Raw genomic sequence first — 19759 nt, forward strand, 5'->3', positions numbered from 1 at the left:
GCATCGTCGACACTGAACATTACTTGCCGCGTCGGCGGCGCTGACGCCCCGGCGACCGGTCGGATTCCGCCGCAACTCGCTCACGCAGATCGTGCGGCGCGAAATCGACGATCTCGTCGCGTGAGGTGATCGCCAGCTTCTGCAGCACCGACGCGACCTGTGCGTCCACGGTGCGCATCGAGATGCCGCGGCGGACGGCGATCGCGTTGTTGGTCCAGCCGGCCGCCGCCAGAATCGCCACCTCCGCCTCCGCGGGCGACAGCGACGACCACTCTCCGTCCGACCCGTTCTGCGCCCGATGCAGCGACAGCGCACCCATGGCGAGCAACTGCACTTCGCCGAGTTCCGGCCGCAGCGCAGCACCCTGGGTTTCCGCGGCCGTGTACGCCGCCGCACCGAGTACTGCCTGCCCGACCGCGACAGCCTTCGTGGTTTCCGCCGAAAACGGACCGAGTCGGCTCACGTCGATGTTCGTCTTCGTGAGCAGGGTTGTCGTGCCACCGGCGAGCTGCGCGATCTCGGTGGCGGCTGCGATCATCCGCTGCCGGTTCGCCTTGTCGCCCTGCCATCCCTCGATCAACCGCGCCAGCGACCAGATGCGGAACTGGACCGCCCACAGACTGCCCCACCGGTCTCGGATGCCGGTCAAATGCCCGAGCGCCTCCCGCCCTGTCCGCAATGCCTCCGCGGGCCGACCGATCCGATTCAGCGCGACGGCCCGGGTCAGCCGCGCCCACGAATGCACCCAGGAGGCGGCCGAGCCTTCCACTCGTGCAAGGAATCTCGTGGACAACGTGTCCGCCTCGAGCGCGGTGCCGAGTACCCCGGCCGCCAACGCTGCGAACAGTTCGGCCATGACCGATCCGCCGACCTCGTTGTCCCGCCGGTACTTCTCGGCGGATCTGCGCAGCACGACGATCGATCTCGGGTCACTTCGCGCAAGCAAAAGATCTACACCCCACGCGAATTCGACGGAGGCGGGCACACCGAGGTCGGTCTCCGCCGACTCGCGCCACCCGGCCGCGCCGTCACCGAGACACATCCGCATACATTCGTCTAGCAGCGCCTCCGCGTCGGCCCGCATGCCTTGGCACAGCGCGATCCAGACCACCAATGCGGTTGTCTCGACCTGATTCCTGGTCGGCTCCGGCGTCAGGACGCGCATCGCGTCGAGCGTCCGCTCGGACCACATCCGGATCTCACGGAACGAGCACCCGAGAAAGGGCAACCGGATCGCGAGCAGACCATGACAGATGTCGAGGGCGACCGGCGCCTCCCCCGGCGCGGCCAGGCTGCGATCGATCGCGGTCAGGATGTTGTCCCACGCCGCCCGCGCCCAATCGAGATACTCCAGTTCCGCGGCGCCGAACCAGTTTGCCGCCGCGTCGGCCACCTTGTTTCGGTAGTACTCGCTGTGCCTGCGCTCGAGCCGGGCGCGTTCGTCGACGCCGGTTCGCGACCGCGATTCGAGCCGCTGCTGCGCGAAGACTCGAATGCTTTCCAGCAGCGAATACCTGGCCGTGGTCGGGCTGAGATGCACCGAAACCAGTGACTGATCGACCAATTCGTCGAGCAGTTGCGGAATATCATCTCTGCGCAACACGATTGGACTGCCGTCGACGCCCTCGTCGGGGTCGGCGCAGACGAACTCGATCGCTTCCCGTTCCGCGCCGACGTCGATCCCTGTTCCGTCGGCGAAATCCTCCTGGTTCAGGTCGTAACCCGCCGCGAACACCGCCATTCGCTCGAACAGCACACGCTGCCGCTCGTCACATAGCTCGTACGACCACGAAATGACGTCCCGAACCCGGCGATGCCGCTCCTCGGCGCCCACCCTCGGCCCATCCGCCCACCGCATGCGCCGGTCGTCGGGTGCATCGCCGCTGAGTTCGCGCAGGATCATCGGCAGCGGCTCACGCACCAAACGTGCTGCGGCGAGGCGGATATAGAGCGGATGGTTGTTCACGTGATGGCAGATCTGCGCCATCATCTCGTCCCGATCCGGATAGCTCACGGAGCGGCCGGTCAATTCCGAACGCAACCGGAACAGCGCGACGCCCTGCTCACGCGACAGCGGCGGCACCGGAACCAGCTGTTCGTCGACCCATCCGATCGATTGTCTGCTGGTGGCAACGATGCTCACGTTCGGCAGCGCGGCCGTCAACGTGTGGACGACGCTGCCGACGCCGTCCAGCACATGCTCACAGTTGTCCAGCACCAACACCACCTGCTCGGCGGATTCGCCGCCGCCGAGCGCGTCGACGATCGCCTCCCACGCCGAGCGACCCGAGAAGTCGGTTTCCATCACCGCATGCGCGATCTGTTCGGCCACCGCGGTCGCGTCGGTACCGGCGGCCAAGCGCGCCAACCGCACCCAGTGGACCGCGACGCCGGTGCTTCGCTGGAATCGGACGACGGCTTCGGATGCCAACCGGGTCTTGCCGATACCGCCGGGGCCGACCAGCGTGATCAGGCGCCACGAGCGCAGCAGGAGCGTGATGATGTGGTCCAGCTCCGGCTGTCGTCCGACGAACGCGTCCGGACCCGGTGTCGAGCCGGGTCTCTCGGAATGGTCTCGAGCACCCATGTTCACGGACACTAGTCCGCCACGGCGCGATTTTCGTACCGATCGGCCTACTGATGCACGCCGCCCACCAACTAGACCAACGTTGAACTACCTGTGCACCTGCAAGGCCAACCGTGCTGAGGAGAAACCGTCATGATGTGCTGCGTGCTGCTCTCCGGGCTCGTGCTGATTCTCGGGCCGCGCCTCGCGAGCGCGCTCCGACGAGCCGGTCGCCCCGACAGCAGACAACCGGCAGTAGGGCACCGACCGCTCGAATATGCGGCCTATCTCGAATTGCTCCGCGACGCCGCCGCTCCAATGCGGGAAGAACTATGACGAGTGTGCGCGACACTGCGACACAGGACGCCGCACCGCGGTTGCGCGGACCGATCACCGCTCGAGCCTGGCGCCGGACCTTAGCGGTTTCGCTCGCGTTCTGGACGGTGCTGGCGACGGTGCCGAACCTGCTCGACCTCGCCGCCCCATGGCGCGCGTTCACGGCCGGGCTGTCCATTCCCGGTGCAGGCGTGCTCTATTCGCTGTCTGCGCAACACCACCACGCGGCCGGTTCGGTTGCCGTGCACGCGCTGGTGCTGGTTGTCGGGATCGCCGCTCTCGGTGGGGCGCTGTGGAAGCGGCGGATCGTCGCGAGCCTGCTTGTGGTCGTTGCAGCGGCGGCCCTGGTGTGGGCCGTGTTGATCGCACCGGCCGTGCTCACGGTGGCCGGGCACATCGCAGGTTTCCTGATTGTCGCGGCGCTCTCCTTGTGGGCCTTCATGTTTCGTGCCATCGCGCGCTCCGACTATGTCACCTTGCCCGCGATCGTGATCACCACGGCGATTCTCGGTGCGCTGCTGACGCACTCGACCGAGGGGCACCCGCTTCCGCTGGCCTGGATATCGTGGGCGGCGCCGTGCGTGGCGATCGCTGCCACACTGAGCATCGTTGTGCGCGAGCAATTCCGGCATCGGGCCGCGTACCGCGTCGGCAAGCAGCGGGAACAATATCTCGCGCAACGACGTACTGAGCGACACCAGCCGGTGCGCACCGCCCCGCTCCCCCTTCGACATCGGGCGCTGCCCACCGTCACCGAGGCGAGTGTCGACCAGCTCCGCCTGCACCGCTACCTGACCAGCCTCGCCATGCAACCACTCGACAGCTGGGACGGCTTCGACGACGACGGGCCAGGTCCGCTCCAGCAGTACCGCTATCAACTCAACGCCATCGGCTGGGCGCTGTCGATGTTCGGCTACTCGCACGCGCCCGCGTACTTGGGCGCGCCGCACCAGGCCCAACTCGACCTGTTCGCCCGCATGCAAGACCCGCGGGTCTGGGGCTACTGGTATCGACAGAACCTGTTGGGGAACTGGGACTTCCGGCTCCGCCGCGCCGATCCGATCGACGTGCCGCAGAACATCATGTTCACCGGATACCTCAACCTGCAGCTCGCCATGTTCCGCCAAGCGACCGGCGACGACAGGTTCGAGCACACGGAAGCGTTCCGGTTCGAACGACCACCGCAGGCGGCCACCGACTACCACCATTGCGCCATCAACGACATCGTCCTTCGCAACTTCGGCAGCGAACTGTGCCTGTGGGCGTGCGAACCGGTGCCGGTCGGCCGCGGCCGCACCCACGGCCTGGTCTTCCCGTACTGCAATGCCGTTGCCGCCGCAGGCGTTGCGGTGCTCGACGCACTGAACGGCACCCGGCACGCCGCCGACCTCGCCGCCCGGCTGCGCCACCGGCTCGCCACCGAGTTCACCGCCGCCGACGGCGACATCATCGCCTTCCTCGTCTCCGGCGCCGGACTGTCCGCTCGCGGATTCCGCGGGCCAGCGTCGACCGCGGCCATCGCGGCGTTCGTGAGCCCGCTGCTGCCCGAACTCGCCTGGCGCGCATGGGAAATCCTGCGGCACGAGTGGCTCGACACCGACGCCTACCTGATCCCGACCTCGGGCGGGAGGGAGGCGCCGACGGCGGCCGATTGGGGATCCGGCGCGCCGACCAACGCCGAACCGCTGGCGGCGGGCCTGCTGCTCGCGCAGGAATCCGGCGAGCCTGAATCGTGGGCCACCCTCTGGGCCGAGGCGTCCCGGCAACTGCGGTTCGCGCCCGACCCGCGGCAACCCGGCGTCTGGAGCTTCGAACGAGCATCCGTGCACGCCAACGGCATGCTCGGCCTCGGAGGGCTCGGCAGGCCCTACGCGCTCACCGACATGATGACCGTGCCGCGTCCGGCAGCGTGGACGCGTGGTCCGCGGATCGTTGCGGTGCCGTATCCGGCGGTCCTGGTCGCCAAGGCGGTCACCGACGGCGCCGGACTCGACGCGGTGTTCCGTCAAGGGCACCAACCGGGCCGGTTCACTGTCCGGATCGATCAGCTTGTGCCACAACGCGAGTACGCGGTACTCGGCGGCATCGATGCCATCGTCCGCGCCGACGACCGCGGCAGGGCCGACCTGACCATCGACCTCGCAGACCGCGCCGCGATCACCGTCCGTCCGACCTGGTAGATCAGGTTCGCCCGTCCCAACAGTGGGAAATCGCCTCGTCGGGACGGGTAACAATGAACACCTGGCCCACGGCGAAGGGCCGGACGTGTCGATGGGCTGAACGTGCGGAGGCGATGGTGACTGGCGGATCGGCAACAGACCTGGTCACACCCGTCGTCGGGGGTCTGTCCGAGGCGAATCGCGGGGCGCTCGGCGCGCTGGTGGCCTTGGCCGACACGTACGGCACGGGCGGTATACCGGTCGACCCGACCGCGGTCGCGGTGCGCGACCAAAAGGTCGACGGGTCCGGAACCGCTGCCGATGCCGCCAAGCAGCAAACCGGGGTGCTCGGCAGCACGGCGGGCAAGTTCAAGGGCCTGGATGCCGGGCTCGCCGAGCAGATGGACCAATTGACCAAAGCCAACCGCACGGACCAGCTCGCGATCTACCGGATCATCCGGGAGGCCTGCGATCAAATCGCCGCACTCGGTCCGGCCGCCGACACCCCGCTCGGCCAGCAGCAGATCAACGGGATACTCACCGGCGCATTGGACAGGGCGCAGACCATCGTGCGCAACGGGCAGGCCAACGCAGGAGGCTCCAGGGAAACGGTGAATCAGCTCACCCGCCAGTTCCCCGGACCACCACCGTCACAACGGGTTTCGGCGCCGCCCCGGCAGCGCACCCCGGTGTCGGCTGCCCCGGCGATCAACCGGCCAGGTCCGCCGATTCTCGGCGACGGGCGGGCCCGGCTGCCGCTGGCGCCGGGAACCTACACCGTGACTTCGCATTTCGGCCCGCGGTGGGGCAAGTCGCACAACGGCATGGACCTGGCCGCGCCGGCAGGCACGCCGATCTACGCGGTCACCGACGGCGTCGTCGTTCAAGCGAGCGACAAAGGCGATGGCTACGGCCAGCTGGTGCGCGTCCGATCCGCCGACGGCACCGAAACCCTCTACGCGCACCAGCTCGCGGGCAGCATCAAGGTCAACGTCGGCGAGCAGATCACAGCGGGCACCGTCATCGGCGCCGTCGGATCGACCGGCGACTCCACCGGCCCGCACCTGCACTACGAGGTCCGCCGCGGCGGCAAGGCCGTCGACCCGGAGGAGTATCTGGCGGCCAACGGCCTGCGCGCCTGACCGGACCTCGCTGGCTTTCGTCCGAAATGTTCAGCTGGACACACGCGCTCGCGCGAACGGAAGGGTGATGTGCTGGTGCGAGCTTTCGATGCTGTCCAAGTGGTCGTGCAGGCCGGCCAGGCCGGTGCGGAGTCCGTGCCCGTGCGGTGCGCCCGCCAGCAGCACCTCGATCGCGCAGTCGGCGACGTGATCGGTCGGTAGCGACCGGTCGAGGGTCGCCACGATCGTGGTGATCGGCTCGAGACCCCTGTCGAGGTGAGCTTCGCCGAGATCGGAAGGCGGGTAGCACCACGTGAGCACTTCGGGCCCCGAATGGAAACGGTGGAATGCCCAGCCACGTGCCCGCAAGCGACCGTCGAGGTCGGCGAACACGTACACCTGCACGGCCGGAACCTGGTGTCCGCAGGCGATTCCCAGCGCCTCCACCGCGGTGGACGGCGCGCGGTGCGGATGCGCGATCTCGGCTCTGGCCTGCGCAGGCAGACCGCCGGATGTCGTCGATGGAGTGTCGCGTTCGGACTGCCTTGCGCGAGGTCGTGCTGCCTCGCCGGGAGTGTCCCTGGACATGGCCCAATCCTCACAGCCCGATCGAGCAACACCGCAGCGACACGCGGCAGGCACCCTATCGGCTCTGGCGGGCCAGCACGCTCCCGGCGCCGGCGAGAACGAAACCGCAGACCGCGATCACGCTGATGGCCACCTGCGGCGACGTACCGTCGATCAGCAGCCCGGCGAGTGGCGCGGCGACGCCGGCGCCGATCGCGATCGACGAGTCGTACAGCCCGCTGATGACCCCTCGCGAATCGTCGGGCGCCAGCTCACTGAGTCTTTGCGAACCCGAGGCGATCGGCGGCGCACTGAAGAGTCCGGCCGGTACCAGCAGGATCAGATAGACCCACCAATGGGTGGCGAGGCCGAGCGGAAATGTGGTCATGGCAAGCGCGGCAATGAGTGTGAACAGACCCGGATGCCGCGGCACCGTGCCGTAGCCGAGGCCGCCTGCCACCGCGGCAACACACCAGGCGGCGTACACGATGGTGAGATAGTCCGCCTGCCCGGCTGATTGGAGCCCGGCGATGAGTGACAGTTCGGTGCTGTACACCAGAAACGCTCTGGTGGAGGCGGACAGGAACACCGCACCGAGGCCGGGCGTGAGCCAGTGCGCGATGCGTCGTCGACCCGTTCGCACTGCTGTCGCGGTCCCGACCCGCATCGGCGGGTTCAGCCGCCAAAGCGCGAAACCAGCTGCACCCCAGCATATTCCGATCAACCGGAGCGCAATTCCCGGTGCGAGCTGCAGGATCAGCAAGGTGCCGACGGCCGGGCCGATGATGTGGACAACGTCGACCGCGATGGCGTCGACCGCGAAAGCCGGGCGTTGGTGCCTACTCGGCACGATGACGCCGATAGCTTGACGCACCAGCGAGGAAACCGGAAGGGCGAGTACCCCGATCGTGAACACGCCGACGAGCAGCACCGGAAAGGTGAACCGCGGCAATGCCGTCCAGACAAGAAGCTGGGCGCCAGTGGTGACAGCAAGCATGGTGTGCAGGCCGCGCCGGTCGAGCAGCAATCCCATCAGCGGTGAGCCGATGGCGCGGCCGGTGATGTACAGCGCGGCAACAACGCCCGCTTCGTAATAGCTGCGATCGAGGTTGACCACGGCGTGCAGGGTCAACGCGATCAGGGTCGCGGTCGGCGGGAATCGTGCGATGCACGCGACGGTGAGCAGCGATCGGACGCCGGGCAGACCGAGCACCAGGCGATAGGCGGCGAGGCCTGCGGGTGCCGATTCAGCCGATCGACCGGGATCGAGCGGCGGCTCGCCCGATGGCGGGTGTTCCACCGTCGACACGGGGCCAGCTCCTGTCACATAGGCGCGGAAGGACCCGCCGATTGCTCGGCGGGTCCCATGGGGAATTACTTTCCCTCGTCCGGCCTTTCACTTACGCCATCGCTCGGCTCCAGGTTCGCGTCGACCTTGGCGACGCGCAAATGGCCTGCGATTTTTGTCTCGAATTCAGGGTAATCTTCGGAAGGTTCCAGCGCCGAGTAGCCGCGTTTTCCATCGCTTGTTCGCATCGAACTCCACTCCTTCTTTGTTTTTCTATTGACGCTCGCATCTCAGCGATGCAATAACTACGCCACTTCGGTCGGGTAGCCGAGATCGCCCAACTCGTATCGTCGGGCGGCATCGCCGGTAGCTGTCCACTCGCCCGATCGCTGCTCTCTATTTGCTGAAAGATCCCCAGAGTTGGGGATACCGCAGAATTCGGAAAAGATGAGGTGTCATTGAGCAGGGTTTAGCGTCATGGATTTTCCGTTTGCCGGGGTTACCCCCAACGAGCTGTCCTTCGCCGCGCGGGACGAGCGATATCGGCGGCTGCACGAGTGGGGCGAGCCGAGCTACCTGCATCCGTCCGGACTGCGCATGATCTGGAAGTACGACGACGTTCGCACGGTGCTCGAGGCCGTGCTGCGGGGTGTCAGCACCGCCAACTCCTTGGACCCGTTGGTCGGATACTCGCGGATCGCGACGACCGCCTCGGCGATACCGCCCTTCCTGCGGCACCTGCTTCCGCCACCGGCCAAGGCCACCGCGAACTTGACCGACCTGGGACTACACAAGAGGGTGCGGGACACGATGTCGGGTGCCGACGGCCATTTCACGATCCCGGCAGGCCAACGCCACGCACGCGAAGCAGCCATGTCCGCGCATTTCCACGCCGCGCTTGACGAGCTCGATCCCGGAGCCGAACTCGATGTGACGGCCCTGTCGATCGCCTACGCGGCCCGGGTCACCGGCGAAGCGGTCGGCCTGCCACCGCAGTCCTGGCCGAATGTCGCGATCTGGAGCAGCGCTCAGTCCGGCCTGCTCGGTCGGCGGATGCACGGTCGTGAGCTCGGTGCGGCAGTGGACGCGCTCGGCTGGCTGTTCACCATCTCGGCCCGCACCGTCGCGCACGGTTCCGGCTTCGCACGCCGATTACGGGAGGCGGAGTTGCCCCGCCGAGTCGCGATCTCCGCCATGGCGAATTCGCTTGCGGCAGGAGTGCATACAGTTAGCGGGACCATCCAGCAAGGGCTACAGCGGCTACTTTCCGCACCGGATCGGGCCTGGTGGAGCCTGCTCGCCGATCCGCATCAGGCGGGCAGCGTGGCGATCAAGCTGATGCACCTCGATCCAGGACTGGTGGCATGGAAACGCCGCGCTGACGAAGCGATCACCTTGCCCAGTGGCACTACACTCCCGCCAGGACCGATTCTCGCGTTGTTCGCGGCGGCCAACCGGGACACCGCGGCGTTCCCCGACCTGTGGAATCTGCACGGTAAGGGCAAGCTGCCGTTGACCTTCGGCATCGGCCGCCACGTCTGCCCCGGAAAACAGTTGGCCACGTTGGCGATCGCGGTGTTCCTCAGGGAACTACACGCGCAAATTCCGCACGCCGAGCTGATACCGACAATCGGCCGCCGCCGTCCCGACCTCCTCTTCAGTGGCGCCGATATCGCGATCACCACCTGAACGCAATCGAGCTAACTCTGCTGTGCACCAGTGGTTTCAGTTCATGTGGCTGCCTACCGACTGAGCCAGGAACGGCCAGGAACGGTGCAAGTCGTCTTCCCAGTAGCCCCACGAATGGGTGCCGACCGGGCGATCGTCCACCGTGACCGGGATATTCAGCTCATGCAGCCGGTTCGCCAAATTCACTGTGCAGAAACGAATTGCCGCTTCGATCGGCCCGCCGAACGCGATCTGCACCGGCAGCGGAATCCGGCCCTCCTGCACTCGCCGATCGCTCGGTGTGTCATGCGGAGCCGCCGCGATGCCGCTGCCCGTAGTCAAGTAGACGGCGGTCCCCCGCAGCCTGTCCGCGTTGACCAGCGGATCGTTGACCCGCCACAGCGGCCCGTTGCGCGGACCCCACATATTCTCGACACTCTGTCCGCCACCCCAGTTTTCGACCGTGAGCCGGACGAACTCCTGGCCGATCGGGTCCGACGTCTGCGCGCAACCGCTGAAGGACGCCACATTGTTCCAGAAGCCGGGCTTGGCGATCGCCAGGTTCAGGACCGAGGTGCCGCTCATCGACACACCGACCAACGTTCGATTTCCGTTGGCCCCCAAGAACTCCTCGATGACCGGAGGCAGCTCCTCGTTGAGGAACGTCTGCCACTTGTTGAAGCCGAGCACGGCATCCGTGCGTACCCAGTCGGTGTAGTAGGAGTTGGCGCCGCCGAACGGGGTCACGACGTTGATGTCCTTGCCGCGCAAGAAATTCACGGCATCGGTCTGCACATCCCATCCGCTCTCGTTCGGGCCACCGCCGGAGCCGTTGAGCAAGTACATCGTCGGCCGCGGCGTCGCCCGGTCCGCGGCACGGATGATCTGCACCGGGATCGGCCGGTTCATCGCGGGCGAGAACACCAGCACGTTCTGTTGCCGATCGTTCACGTCCTCCACCGAGACGACGCCGGGCGCCGCGGTGGCAGTACCCATCGTGCCGACCAGGCCCGCGGCCGCGAGCGCCCCGACGAGGAGCCCTCGCACTAGCGCAGTGTGTGTCGATCGCTTTGTTCTCAAGATTGCCCTCCGGTACCTGCGACGTGCACCACGCCTTTCGGCGGCTGCCGACGCCGGCAGCGAAGGAGATTCGCATCGCCGCCGCCCGAGGATTGGTCCCGCGCGCAGCAATCGCCCTGGGCGGTGCCCGAACGGGACATAGCAGAGGTGGCACGCCGGTCCCGGCTCTGCGATGTCCCGTTCGACGGCGGTACTCGGATCGGCGCGGCCGAAGTGGCGACGGACCGCCTAGTCGCGGAGGGCGGAGCCCGAAACGCCGGTCGGCCGGACGGCGATGGCCACGCGGTCCTTGGCGTCCGGAGGCACCACCGGACCGTTGGCGTACCGCTCGGACAAGCGGGTGTAGAGCGCGCCGTCGGGGTCCTCGTCGATGTGGTCGACCACACCACGGACCTCGATGTAGCGGTACGGGTCGTCCGGATCGAAGATCGAGATCGATACCCGAGGCTCGTCGGCGACGTTCTTGAACTTCTGCCGGTAGTTGGTGTGCGTGAACCAGATGAACTCGCCGTCCCACACGAACCACATCGGGTTCACCTGCGGGGCGCCGTTCGGCCTCGTGGTGCCGAGGCTCGCGTAGATCGGGCGTTCCAGCAGATCGCGGACCTTCTCTGGGATCTCGGTCATAGGTACCTCCGCTCTCGGTGCACAGTTGCATGATCATCAAACCGCACCTCCTCCAGCGTGAGCACAGCGGGTAGGTGGGCCGGAACCCGCAGGGGCGCAGACATATCAGGCGGCCAGCACGCGAGTTACGCGTACTGGCCGCCATGGCCGACCGCGGCGCCTCATCGTGCCACAGCCCCCGAACTTGTCACTGTGGCACAACGAGTTTCGTGGCTCCGACCGGTGTTGGCGACTGCGGTACCAGCTCGCGCCCCGCGCTTGTCTCCGGTTGAGCAGGTTGGGCGATCGGCGATACCGTCCTGCCCTCGCGAGTGGGCAGCAGATCGGGGGCGAAGACCTCGTGGACGAGAACGCTCTGTCCAGTGGAGAACGAGATCTCATACACCCGTCCGGCCGAGTCGGCAGGCAGCGCACCGAAGGTGGCAAGGGTGACACCTGTTCGGAAAATGCGCCGTCGTTCGAACATGCCACGTTCGCGAACATGCAGCCCGAATGGTTGGTCGCCGAGGGGAATCAGAGCTTCCCGGTCGACTCGTCGATAGGTGATCAGGTTTTCGCTGACGATCATGCCTGCGCTGTTGCGTAGCCTGGATCGACGTACCGCGAGAGCTTTGTGGTCGCCGAACACTTCTTCGAGCTCGGGACAGTCGTTGATAGGGATCGGCTGACTGCGGGCCAGCAAAGGTTCGGCAACGATCTCCGACCTCGCAAGGGTACGGAGCATCAAGGTCGTCGACCCCTCTGCCGTAAGTACCAATTGGGTTACCAGCGGTAGCTCGCGACGCGCTTCGAGCGCCGGATACTGTTGGCTGCCAACGAATTCCTCATACCATCCAGCAAACATGGCCGACCTCGGTACTTTCTCGCCCCCGACAGGTGATGGCAAGATCTTTATCCCGACGGCCCGGCAGCCGCATCGGTAAGTACTCGGTTCGCATCGGTATACCCAAGCCTGGCAATACTTAAAGGTGACCGACCGCGACCGCACCTACGATCAGCGGCATCAGAGATCCGATAGATGTTGCTCGAATCTATAGAGGTGATCGATGGCCGCGGAGTTCGATTTCAATCTGATCCGCACGTTCGTCCTGCTCTACGAAATGCGGAGTGTCACTGCGGCGGCCGATGCCCTCGGCGTCAGCCAACCCACCGTCAGCTATGGCTTGGGCAAGTTACGCAAGCGGCTCGGCGACGAACTCTTCGTGCGCGGCCCCGGCGGGCTCGTTCCAAGCTCGGAAGCGGAGCGGCTCTATCCGCCGCTGCGCACCGCCATCGATCAGATGGATGTAACCATCGGCGCGGCAACCGAATTCGATCCGTCCGGGCCGGTCAGCTTTTCCATCGGCCTGTCCGACCTCGGCGAGGTCAACTCGCTGCCGCTGGTGCTCGCGGAACTTTCGGCACGGGCACCTGCCGCGACACTGCAGGTCCACGCGTTCGATATCGAGACAGCGCCCGATGAGCTCACCCGCGGCAAGGTGGACGCGATCGTAACCGGCCCGGTGCTGGATTCGGTACGCCTGAGCCGGATCCCGCTGTTCACGGAGGGGTATGTCGGCATGGTCGCGGCCGACCATCCGCGCCTGCGCCACGACAACCCGACCGCGGCGGAGTTGCGTGCGGAGCGCCAAGTCGTCGTGGACGGCACCAGCGGCCATGCCGCCGCATGGCAGGCGCTGCGCACGTATGGTGTCGAGCCGGACATCGCGGTCCGGGTCACCCGCTTCGCCACGTTGCCCTATGTGGTGCAGGACAGCGAATTCATGGCGATCGTGCCGGAGCGGGTCGCACGCACCGTGGTCAGATCACATCCGGTCCGGATCTTCGCGCTGGCGTGGCCGATTCAGCCGGTCGAGGTCACCGCCTACACCCGCCGCACACCGGGTCGCAGCGCTGCGCAGACCTGGTTCCTCGACGTGATCCGGACCGCGTTGCAAGAGCCGGCGTGACTCAACGGATTTCGGACACCTGCTGCCCTTGACTTCCATACTGTCCGCATGCCCGACACCTTGCCAGGCGTCGCACGTGGTTCCCACAACTGGGAAACAGCATGTCGCAAATCGGTCGTCCGGTTTCGGCTACCTCCCAGCGCTTTCGCCCAGCTCGGCGCCCACGCTGACCGCAGGCCCAGCGACGGCCGCCAGCCCGACTTGACGCATACCCATATCGGAATATGATTGGCCCATGGCACGAGCAGCGACGACATCGGACGTTTTCAACGCGATCGCCGAGCCGCAGCGCAGGGAGATCCTGGCACTGCTGCGGGCGGGTGAGCGGCCGGTGACCGAGTTGGCCAGGGAGCTGGGCATGTCCCAGCCGGGGGCATCCAAACACTTGCGGGTGCTCCGAGAGGTCGGACTGGTGCGGGACCGTCAGGCAGGCAAGCAACGCCTCTACGGCCTGGACGCCCGCGGGCTGCGACCGGTTCATGAGTGGACCGGCGGGTTCGAGGAGTTCTGGAACGAGAGCTTCGACCGACTGGACGAGTACGTGCAGGACCTGAAACAGGCAGAGCAGAAGGAGAGCTGATGAGTGCAGTGGGACGAGGAACGCAGGCGCAGTCCGCGACGGCCGACCGGGAGATCGTGATTTCCCGGGTCATCGACGCCCCACGGGAGGTGGTGTTCGAGGCGTTCACCGAGGTGCGGCACTTGTCGCGATGGTGGGGCCCAAAGGGATTCACCACCACCACGCGGGCGTTCGAGTTCCGCGTCGGCGGGGTATGGGATTTCGTGATGCACGGACCGGACGGGACGGACTACCAGGAGTGGATCTCCTGGACCGAGATCGTCCCGCCGGAGCGAATCACATTGCGGCACGGCGAGTCCCACGACGACCCGAACGCCTTCGAATCGATCCTGACGTTCGACTCCGACGGCGCGAAGACCCGAATCGACATGCGCACGGTGTTCCCCACCAAGGAACTGCGCGACGAGGCGGTCGAGAAATACCACGCGGTCGAGGGCGGCGAGCAGACCCTGAACAACCTGGCCGCCTACATCATCGAGGTCGTGCAGCAGGGAGTGAAGGGCTGATGGCCGGAAAGGTTTTCTTCAGCGTATCGATGTCGCTGGACGGGTTCATCGCGCCCGAGTCGTCCACGGAATTGATGGGGCAGCAGTGGATGGAGCTGCAGCAGTGGATATTTCCGCAACGGTTCTTCCGGGAGAACCTGAAACTCGGCGAGGGCGGCGAAGAAGGGCGCGACAACGACATCGTGCGGGAGACGTTCGAACGCACCGGCGCGAGCGTGATGGGCAAGCGCATGTTCGACGCCGGTGAACAGATGTGGCCTGCGGAAGCGCCGTTCCACACGCCGGTCTTCGTCGTGACGCACCAGCAGCGCGACCCGTGGGAGCGGCCGGGCGGAACCGTCTTCCACTTCGTCAACGACGGCATCGAGTCCACGCTCGACCAGGCGCGCAAGGCCGCAGGCGACCGCGACGTCCGCGTCGCAGGCGGCGGCGCAACGATTCTCGAATACCTGAACGCCGGCCTGATCGACGAGTTCACGATCGCCCTCTCCCCCGTGCTGTTCGGCGCCGGAGTCCGCCTGTTCGACGGCATCGACGCCGCCCGCGTGGCCCTGAAGCCCGAACACGCGGAACCCACGCAGCGGGTGACCCACCTGACCTACACCGTCCACAAGCGATAGCCACACGGCACGCCTTCCCGCCTACTCCGGGTCCACCGTGGATCGCACGAGTTCAGCGATCCGCTGCGCCAGGTCAGCCGCAGCTTCCTTGGCGAGTGGTAGGACATTCGGCGCCGGCAGTAGTCGGTCACCGAGCAGCTCTGCCAACTCGTCGCCGAGCTGATCGAGCACTGCGTCCGTGAGGGATTCGGGCACGATCTGGTACGTGATGTGTGTGGACCCCTTGTCGCCAGCCGTGCCGACGTGGACCCAGCCGACGGGAATGTAGAGCACATCGCCGGACGTCAGTGTTATCACGGCGGTCGGCTCGCCCAGGCTGTCCATGTCCACCCGGGAAGGTGCCGTGCCCTCCTGCGCCCACACCGACCATGTTTTGCGCCCGTCCACTTGGATCAGGAAGTTGTCTTCCCCGTCGGTATGCGGGACGAGACCCGAGTGACCCGCTCCGGTCAGGAACACGTGCGCCTGCACCTCACAGCCGAAGTTCTCGCTGAGCAGCACCCTGCTCAGTTCCGTCGCCTTCGGTACCCAGTGCTCCGCGTTGGCTAGGACAGCGGTAGCGCCCGCCTGCAACAGTTGTCGCACCTTGTCCTCATCCACCACGTCCGCCACTGGCTGCCCGGCGAGGGTGCGGGCGCTGGTGAACTCGGCGGGATGATGCATACGGCCCGCCGTGGAGATGCTGACGCGGTCGGCGCGCAGCCCGCGCCCGAGTAGGTCGTTCACGTCCGCGAGGGTGAGCATGCCCGGGGCACCAGATTCGGTGACCTGGCCGACGGCGTGCGCGCGCCGCCAATGGCGCGCGAGGAAGTCTGAGGGCAGGCCCCACGCCGCAAAAACCTTGTCAGAGTCCATGAGTCACCTCGTCCAGCTCCTCGCGCCGGTACCAGCCGACGGCCAGACAGGTGAGCTCGGTGGGTGCCATGCGCTCGCCCAAAGCCCTCACCGCCGTGCCGTACATGCGGACCCATGCCTCGCGCGGCCCTCCTGACCGCGGCACGCCGTCGTCGGCGGCAGCCAGCGCTGCGCGGTGTTTGCGCCACTGTGCCGCGCCCGCCGCCACGGCCTCATCGAACGGGATGTGCACCACCCCTTGGTGCCACGCCTTGTCCACCAGCAACACAGCCGTGCACGGCTGTGCGGTCAACGTGGCGGTACCCAGCACGGCCAGTAACCTGCGGGCATCCAGCCCCATCAGCACTACTCCCGCCTCGGACACCGGATCGGCGTCCAACTCGGGAAGGTCGAAGGTGACGTTCGGCTGCTCAAGCACGGACGCGTTCCTTTCCGCCTGCCGCTATTTGGGCCAAAAGGCTTCCGGCCACACGGGATACGCCCACCCGGTGACCGTCGATGTTCCTGGCGGCCGGCCCGAGCACCATGCATGCCGCCGCGCCGAGGGCGTGCACGCGCGGCGCCGCGCGGTAGGCGAGGGTCGCCTCGTCGAGATCGGGCCAACCGTTGCGCAGGCGAATGACGTCCGCAGGCAACAGGTCGCTGCCGACGTTCGGCTTCGTGCCCAGTGCCAGCACGACACGGTCGCCTGTCACCGAAGCGCCGTCAGCGAGGTTCACCTCGCCGGCGCGCAGCGCGACAACCTCGGCACCCCTGTGCACGATCAGCCGACGATCGGCCTCCGCTGCCCGCAGCCCGGGCCGGAACTCGAACATGATCGATGCGACACGTTGCTGCTGCATGATTTCCAGCCGGTCCTCCCACGCGGTACCGTGGAAACGCGCTAGTCCTTCGGCACGAAAGAACGACGCGTTGACGTCGGCGCATTGGTAGTGCTCGGCCTGTTTACGCAGCACCCAGTGCACGCGCCCACCTGCGGCGAGGCAGTTGGCCACGATATGTGCGCCGGACAGCCCCGCGCCGACCACCACGGCGGTGTCGGGGCGGTCGACGACCGCTGCCGGATCGTCCCAGTAGTGGACGCGGTCGGGCAGCGGGCCGGGCCACTCGGCGCGCTCCTCGCCCGTGCACAGCACCACCGAGGACGCGGTGATGTCGCCGAGCGTCGTGCGCGCGACCACCTCGTCGGCACCGGGCAGCAGTTCCAGGACCTCGCCTTGCCACAGCCGGTCTGTGAGGCCGTGCACGGCGACCACGTGCTGCACATACGCCTCGAACACGTCCAGCGGCACGACCGAGCGGTGCCCGGCCTGCGCCATCCGCACCTCGCGCTTCTCCGCCGGGGTGAGCGCGGACCAGCACAGACGAGCGAAGTCGAGCAGTTCGCAGTCCCGGTAGCCCTCGACACCGGGATGGTGGTCGTACGGGGAGCGCAGTGTGCGCTGTCGCAGGATGTCGGCGCGGCGGAAGAACCGGCCCCCGATGCCGCCCCCACGGTCCACGATGACGATGTCACCAACACCGGCGTGCCACAGTGTGGCGGCCATGCCGAGTGCGGCGAGGCCGCCGCCGACCAGTACGACATCGGCGTGAGTAGGTAGCGCGTCCACGCGCGGCGCGGGTCGGGCGCGCCCGATGAGGTCTCGCCCGCGCGGCGACTCCAGGACTTCGGGTGATGGCACAAAAACGGTCACGTGAGCTCCGATGCGACTGATGCCGGTTCGGCCGGACAGGCTGTCGAACCGGGCAGGACGAGCAGAACAACGAACGGCAGCGCGAGGGCCGCCAGGCCGAACAGCACCGGACGCGGGCCGACCAGGTCGATCAATGCACCGGCGCAGGCGACGGCGAGCATGCGGACGGTGGCCGTCGCCGCCGTGCTCGCGGCAATCACCCTGCCGCGCAATGCATCCGGTGTGATGCGCTGCCGGGTGGTAGCCACGATAATGAACCCGAGCGCTGACGCGCCGTCGAGCACCAGCACCGTCGCCGCCAGCCACAGCGGAGCATCGAACAGCGCAAGCACGCCGACCGCACCACCGTTGACCGACAGCACCGCTGCCAGCAACAGCGGCCACCGGGCGGAGTCGCAGAACCGGGCAATCACGAAGCTGCTCACCAGGCCGCCGACACCCGCCGCCGACACGATGAGCCCCGTCGTGAGCGGACTGGAGCGCAGCTCCTCGTTGGCACGTACCAGCAACGGTAGGAACGCTGCCGCCGCGAGCAGGTGCAGATAGCACGCGCTGACCAGCAGCACGGCTTGCGCCCGGTCCCGCCGTACCAGCCGAAGGCCGGCCAACACGGACTCATCACCCTCGGTTTTCTGTTGTGCCGGAACATTTTTCGGTAACCGGGCCAGCAGCGTGGCCGAGGCGACGAAGCTCGCCGCGTTGACGATGAACGCCACCAACGGACCGAGCGCCTGCAGCAGCCAGCCACCCGCAGCTGGTCCCGCCAGTGTCGCCGCGGCGTCCGAACCTTCCACTAAGCCGTTGGCGCGCAAGAGGTCTCGGTCTTCGACCAGGCTCGGCAGGTAGCTGCTCGCCGACGCGTGGAACACCGCATCGCCGATGCCGGTGACCAGCGCGAGCAACACCAACGGCACCACCCGTGCCCCGCCGAACACCACCTCCGCGCCGATGGCGACAAACGCGACTGCCCGGACGACGTCCGCAGTCACCATGAGGCCCTTGCGTTCTCGGCGATCCACCAGGGCGCCGACATGCAGCGCTGCCAGGACCTGCGGCAGTTGGGCTGCCGCGCCGACGACACCGGCCGTGACCGCGGACCCGGAGGCCGCGAGCACGGCCAGCGGCAGCACCATGTCGGTGACCCGGTCACCGAGAATGCTCAACGCCCGTGCGGCGAGGAAATACCGCAGCGGTTTTCGAATGGGCGTCAAGGGCGTCGGCGGCACGGGACCGTCGCCAACGTACGAGCCTCAGCCAATGAGCGTGACGGGAATGATGACCTCGATGACCGGCTTCGGCGGCATCCCGTTGGCGACATACTCCTCAATGAGGCTCTTGACCTTTTTCGGGCTCTCTGTCGGCGCGGGCGAGAACCGGTTGTGATTCGCTTTGGCGCGGCGCTTGGCACACTCGATGGTAAACATCTTCAGCACGGCTTCGCCAGGTCGAACCTCACCATCGTAGAACATGATCCGACTGTGATCCGGCGTCATGAATGTCTTCGCGAATTGGCGGGACACGATCATCGCGTCCGCGTCGTCGACGAACCGTGTGCCTTCGCCTGCGGTCATCTGCCAGGTCAGCCACGGTGCGTCGGTCAGATTGCTCTCGGACTTGATGATCTGCCAGCGACCCGGCTCAGGCAAATCGAAGGACACGGCGATATCGTGGTCCTTCGTGTCGATCGCGCCGGAGATCATCACCACCCGACGTTTGAGATCTGCGCTAGCGGCCATCTGGATGTCACGCGCTCGCACACGTGTCTGTACATCGAAACCTGGAACGGAAAGCGTCATCGGAACTCCCTCAATTCTTGATTCGAACTCGCGGAAAATGCACGCCGAGAAAGTAAACCCCCAAAGAATAATCGCAGGTCCCAGACTCGATGCGATACATCACTAAATGTACACGAGGCACAAAGGCGCTTCAAGAGGAAATTTCCACATAGAACAAGTGGGCACGTGTCCGATCTTGTTCTGCGGCTTGATATTTGAGCATTGCATTGTGCTTGATTCGCGACGAAACCTACGAATAGGCGGCGACCGAATTCACGGGGACCGTTGTCATTTCAGGCCCTGCCGTAACACATCAGCACAGTCAATCATCTTGCACTGCAACATAATCCGGCCTCCGGGTCGCATAG

Annotated in this window: 19 protein-coding genes; 7 read left to right on the forward strand and 12 right to left on the reverse strand. The window is 66.5% G+C overall.

The features are described from left to right. Window positions 1-19: 19 nt before the first annotated feature. Window positions 20-2587, reverse strand: coding sequence for a LuxR C-terminal-related transcriptional regulator (locus ACGFNJ_RS33510; RefSeq protein ID WP_393457553.1), 2568 nt, complete (start codon window positions 2585-2587; stop codon window positions 20-22). 311 nt (window positions 2588-2898) lie between these two features. Between ACGFNJ_RS33510 and ACGFNJ_RS33515 the strand changes: the two genes are divergently transcribed. Together ACGFNJ_RS33515 and ACGFNJ_RS33520 are read left to right on the forward strand one after the other, a co-directional pair. Next, window positions 2899-5082, forward strand: a complete 2184-nt coding sequence (locus ACGFNJ_RS33515) for a hypothetical protein (RefSeq protein WP_393457556.1) — start codon at window positions 2899-2901, stop codon at window positions 5080-5082. A gap of 113 nt (window positions 5083-5195) precedes the next feature. Beyond that, on the forward strand, window positions 5196-6203 hold the full coding sequence (locus ACGFNJ_RS33520) for a peptidoglycan DD-metalloendopeptidase family protein (RefSeq protein ID WP_393457559.1): 1008 nt from the start codon (window positions 5196-5198) through the stop codon (window positions 6201-6203). Window positions 6204-6233: 30 nt separating this feature from the next. On the opposite strand, the gene ACGFNJ_RS33525 is transcribed toward ACGFNJ_RS33520, so the two are convergent. The 3 genes from ACGFNJ_RS33525 to ACGFNJ_RS33535 all read right to left on the reverse strand — a co-directional run bounded on the left by ACGFNJ_RS33525 (window position 6234) and on the right by ACGFNJ_RS33535 (window position 8285). Continuing rightward, window positions 6234-6770, reverse strand: a complete 537-nt coding sequence (locus ACGFNJ_RS33525; protein ID WP_393457562.1) for a hypothetical protein — start codon at window positions 6768-6770, stop codon at window positions 6234-6236. A gap of 55 nt (window positions 6771-6825) precedes the next feature. Beyond that, window positions 6826-8058 carry an MFS transporter gene (locus ACGFNJ_RS33530; RefSeq protein WP_393457565.1) on the reverse strand — a complete coding sequence of 411 codons (1233 nt, stop codon included), beginning with the start codon at window positions 8056-8058 and terminating at the stop codon, window positions 6826-6828. Window positions 8059-8123: 65 nt separating this feature from the next. Then, complete coding sequence (locus ACGFNJ_RS33535) at window positions 8124-8285, reverse strand: hypothetical protein (RefSeq protein ID WP_393457568.1); 162 nt, start codon at window positions 8283-8285, stop codon at window positions 8124-8126. 229 nt (window positions 8286-8514) lie between these two features. On the opposite strand from ACGFNJ_RS33535, the gene ACGFNJ_RS33540 reads away from it, so the two are divergent. Then, window positions 8515-9726 (forward strand): hypothetical protein, encoded by a 1212-nt coding sequence (locus ACGFNJ_RS33540; RefSeq protein WP_393457571.1) that lies wholly within the window; start codon window positions 8515-8517, stop codon window positions 9724-9726. 36 nt (window positions 9727-9762) lie between these two features. Here the strand turns inward: ACGFNJ_RS33540 and ACGFNJ_RS33545 are convergent, their stop codons facing one another. The 3 genes from ACGFNJ_RS33545 to ACGFNJ_RS33555 all read right to left on the reverse strand — a co-directional run bounded on the left by ACGFNJ_RS33545 (window position 9763) and on the right by ACGFNJ_RS33555 (window position 12136). Continuing rightward, on the reverse strand, window positions 9763-10701 hold the full coding sequence (locus tag ACGFNJ_RS33545; RefSeq protein ID WP_393458464.1) for an alpha/beta hydrolase: 939 nt from the start codon (window positions 10699-10701) through the stop codon (window positions 9763-9765). Window positions 10702-11013: 312 nt separating this feature from the next. Further along, window positions 11014-11412, reverse strand: a complete 399-nt coding sequence (locus ACGFNJ_RS33550; protein ID WP_393457574.1) for a PPOX class F420-dependent oxidoreductase — start codon at window positions 11410-11412, stop codon at window positions 11014-11016. 187 nt (window positions 11413-11599) lie between these two features. Next, window positions 11600-12136, reverse strand: coding sequence for a hypothetical protein (locus ACGFNJ_RS33555; RefSeq protein WP_393457577.1), 537 nt, complete (start codon window positions 12134-12136; stop codon window positions 11600-11602). Window positions 12137-12458: 322 nt separating this feature from the next. Here ACGFNJ_RS33555 and ACGFNJ_RS33560 point away from each other — a divergent pair, with 322 nt between their 5' ends. From ACGFNJ_RS33560 to ACGFNJ_RS33575, 4 genes are all read left to right on the forward strand, one after another. Beyond that, window positions 12459-13361 (forward strand): LysR family transcriptional regulator, encoded by a 903-nt coding sequence (locus ACGFNJ_RS33560; protein WP_393457580.1) that lies wholly within the window; start codon window positions 12459-12461, stop codon window positions 13359-13361. A 235-nt stretch (window positions 13362-13596) separates the two neighbouring features. Next, the gene (locus ACGFNJ_RS33565) at window positions 13597-13941 is read left to right on the forward strand and encodes an ArsR/SmtB family transcription factor (RefSeq protein ID WP_393457583.1); all 345 of its coding nucleotides are present in this window, start codon (window positions 13597-13599) and stop codon (window positions 13939-13941) included. Then, window positions 13941-14447 (forward strand): SRPBCC family protein, encoded by a 507-nt coding sequence (locus ACGFNJ_RS33570; protein WP_393457586.1) that lies wholly within the window; start codon window positions 13941-13943, stop codon window positions 14445-14447. The genes ACGFNJ_RS33565 and ACGFNJ_RS33570 overlap by 1 nt, the downstream gene beginning before the upstream one ends. Further along, on the forward strand, window positions 14447-15067 hold the full coding sequence (locus ACGFNJ_RS33575) for a dihydrofolate reductase family protein (RefSeq protein WP_393457589.1): 621 nt from the start codon (window positions 14447-14449) through the stop codon (window positions 15065-15067). The genes ACGFNJ_RS33570 and ACGFNJ_RS33575 overlap by 1 nt, the downstream gene beginning before the upstream one ends. A 21-nt stretch (window positions 15068-15088) precedes the next feature. Here ACGFNJ_RS33575 and ACGFNJ_RS33580 read toward each other — a convergent pair whose 3' ends face one another. From ACGFNJ_RS33580 to ACGFNJ_RS33600, 5 genes are read right to left on the reverse strand one after another with little or no spacing between them, the layout of a single operon-like run. After that, window positions 15089-15922 (reverse strand): JmjC domain-containing protein, encoded by an 834-nt coding sequence (locus ACGFNJ_RS33580; RefSeq protein WP_393457592.1) that lies wholly within the window; start codon window positions 15920-15922, stop codon window positions 15089-15091. Then, on the reverse strand, window positions 15912-16340 hold the full coding sequence (locus ACGFNJ_RS33585) for a DUF6187 family protein (protein ID WP_393457595.1): 429 nt from the start codon (window positions 16338-16340) through the stop codon (window positions 15912-15914). The genes ACGFNJ_RS33580 and ACGFNJ_RS33585 overlap by 11 nt, the downstream gene beginning before the upstream one ends. Beyond that, entirely contained in the window at window positions 16333-17616 is a 1284-nt protein-coding gene (locus tag ACGFNJ_RS33590) for an FAD-dependent oxidoreductase (RefSeq protein ID WP_393457598.1), read from the reverse strand. Before ACGFNJ_RS33590 ends, ACGFNJ_RS33585 begins: the two co-directional genes overlap by 8 nt. Next, window positions 17613-18827, reverse strand: coding sequence for an MFS transporter (locus ACGFNJ_RS33595; RefSeq protein WP_393457601.1), 1215 nt, complete (start codon window positions 18825-18827; stop codon window positions 17613-17615). Before ACGFNJ_RS33595 ends, ACGFNJ_RS33590 begins: the two co-directional genes overlap by 4 nt. 39 nt (window positions 18828-18866) lie before the next feature. Continuing rightward, complete coding sequence (locus ACGFNJ_RS33600) at window positions 18867-19412, reverse strand: DUF6423 family protein (protein WP_393457604.1); 546 nt, start codon at window positions 19410-19412, stop codon at window positions 18867-18869. Between the last annotated feature and the right edge of the window lie 347 nt (window positions 19413-19759).

This window comes from Nocardia sp. NPDC049149, assembly GCF_043197455.1.
Lineage (GTDB): Bacteria > Actinomycetota > Actinomycetes > Mycobacteriales > Mycobacteriaceae > Nocardia.

What these genes read in the sequence shown, in the direction of transcription:
- ACGFNJ_RS33510 (WP_393457553.1), bottom strand. Translation starts at nt 2,587, where the DNA reads ATGGGTGCTCGAGACCATTCCGAGAGACCCGGCTCGACACCGGGTCCG.
- ACGFNJ_RS33515 (WP_393457556.1), top strand. Translation starts at nt 2,899, where the DNA reads ATGACGAGTGTGCGCGACACTGCGACACAGGACGCCGCACCGCGGTTG.
- ACGFNJ_RS33520 (WP_393457559.1), top strand. Translation starts at nt 5,196, where the DNA reads ATGGTGACTGGCGGATCGGCAACAGACCTGGTCACACCCGTCGTCGGG.
- ACGFNJ_RS33525 (WP_393457562.1), bottom strand. Translation starts at nt 6,770, where the DNA reads ATGTCCAGGGACACTCCCGGCGAGGCAGCACGACCTCGCGCAAGGCAG.
- ACGFNJ_RS33535 (WP_393457568.1), bottom strand. Translation starts at nt 8,285, where the DNA reads ATGCGAACAAGCGATGGAAAACGCGGCTACTCGGCGCTGGAACCTTCC.
- ACGFNJ_RS33540 (WP_393457571.1), top strand. Translation starts at nt 8,515, where the DNA reads ATGGATTTTCCGTTTGCCGGGGTTACCCCCAACGAGCTGTCCTTCGCC.
- ACGFNJ_RS33545 (WP_393458464.1), bottom strand. Translation starts at nt 10,701, where the DNA reads ATGGGTACTGCCACCGCGGCGCCCGGCGTCGTCTCGGTGGAGGACGTG.
- ACGFNJ_RS33550 (WP_393457574.1), bottom strand. Translation starts at nt 11,412, where the DNA reads ATGACCGAGATCCCAGAGAAGGTCCGCGATCTGCTGGAACGCCCGATC.
- ACGFNJ_RS33555 (WP_393457577.1), bottom strand. Translation starts at nt 12,136, where the DNA reads ATGCTCCGTACCCTTGCGAGGTCGGAGATCGTTGCCGAACCTTTGCTG.
- ACGFNJ_RS33560 (WP_393457580.1), top strand. Translation starts at nt 12,459, where the DNA reads ATGGCCGCGGAGTTCGATTTCAATCTGATCCGCACGTTCGTCCTGCTC.
- ACGFNJ_RS33565 (WP_393457583.1), top strand. Translation starts at nt 13,597, where the DNA reads ATGGCACGAGCAGCGACGACATCGGACGTTTTCAACGCGATCGCCGAG.
- ACGFNJ_RS33570 (WP_393457586.1), top strand. Translation starts at nt 13,941, where the DNA reads ATGAGTGCAGTGGGACGAGGAACGCAGGCGCAGTCCGCGACGGCCGAC.
- ACGFNJ_RS33575 (WP_393457589.1), top strand. Translation starts at nt 14,447, where the DNA reads ATGGCCGGAAAGGTTTTCTTCAGCGTATCGATGTCGCTGGACGGGTTC.
- ACGFNJ_RS33580 (WP_393457592.1), bottom strand. Translation starts at nt 15,922, where the DNA reads ATGGACTCTGACAAGGTTTTTGCGGCGTGGGGCCTGCCCTCAGACTTC.
- ACGFNJ_RS33600 (WP_393457604.1), bottom strand. Translation starts at nt 19,412, where the DNA reads ATGACGCTTTCCGTTCCAGGTTTCGATGTACAGACACGTGTGCGAGCG.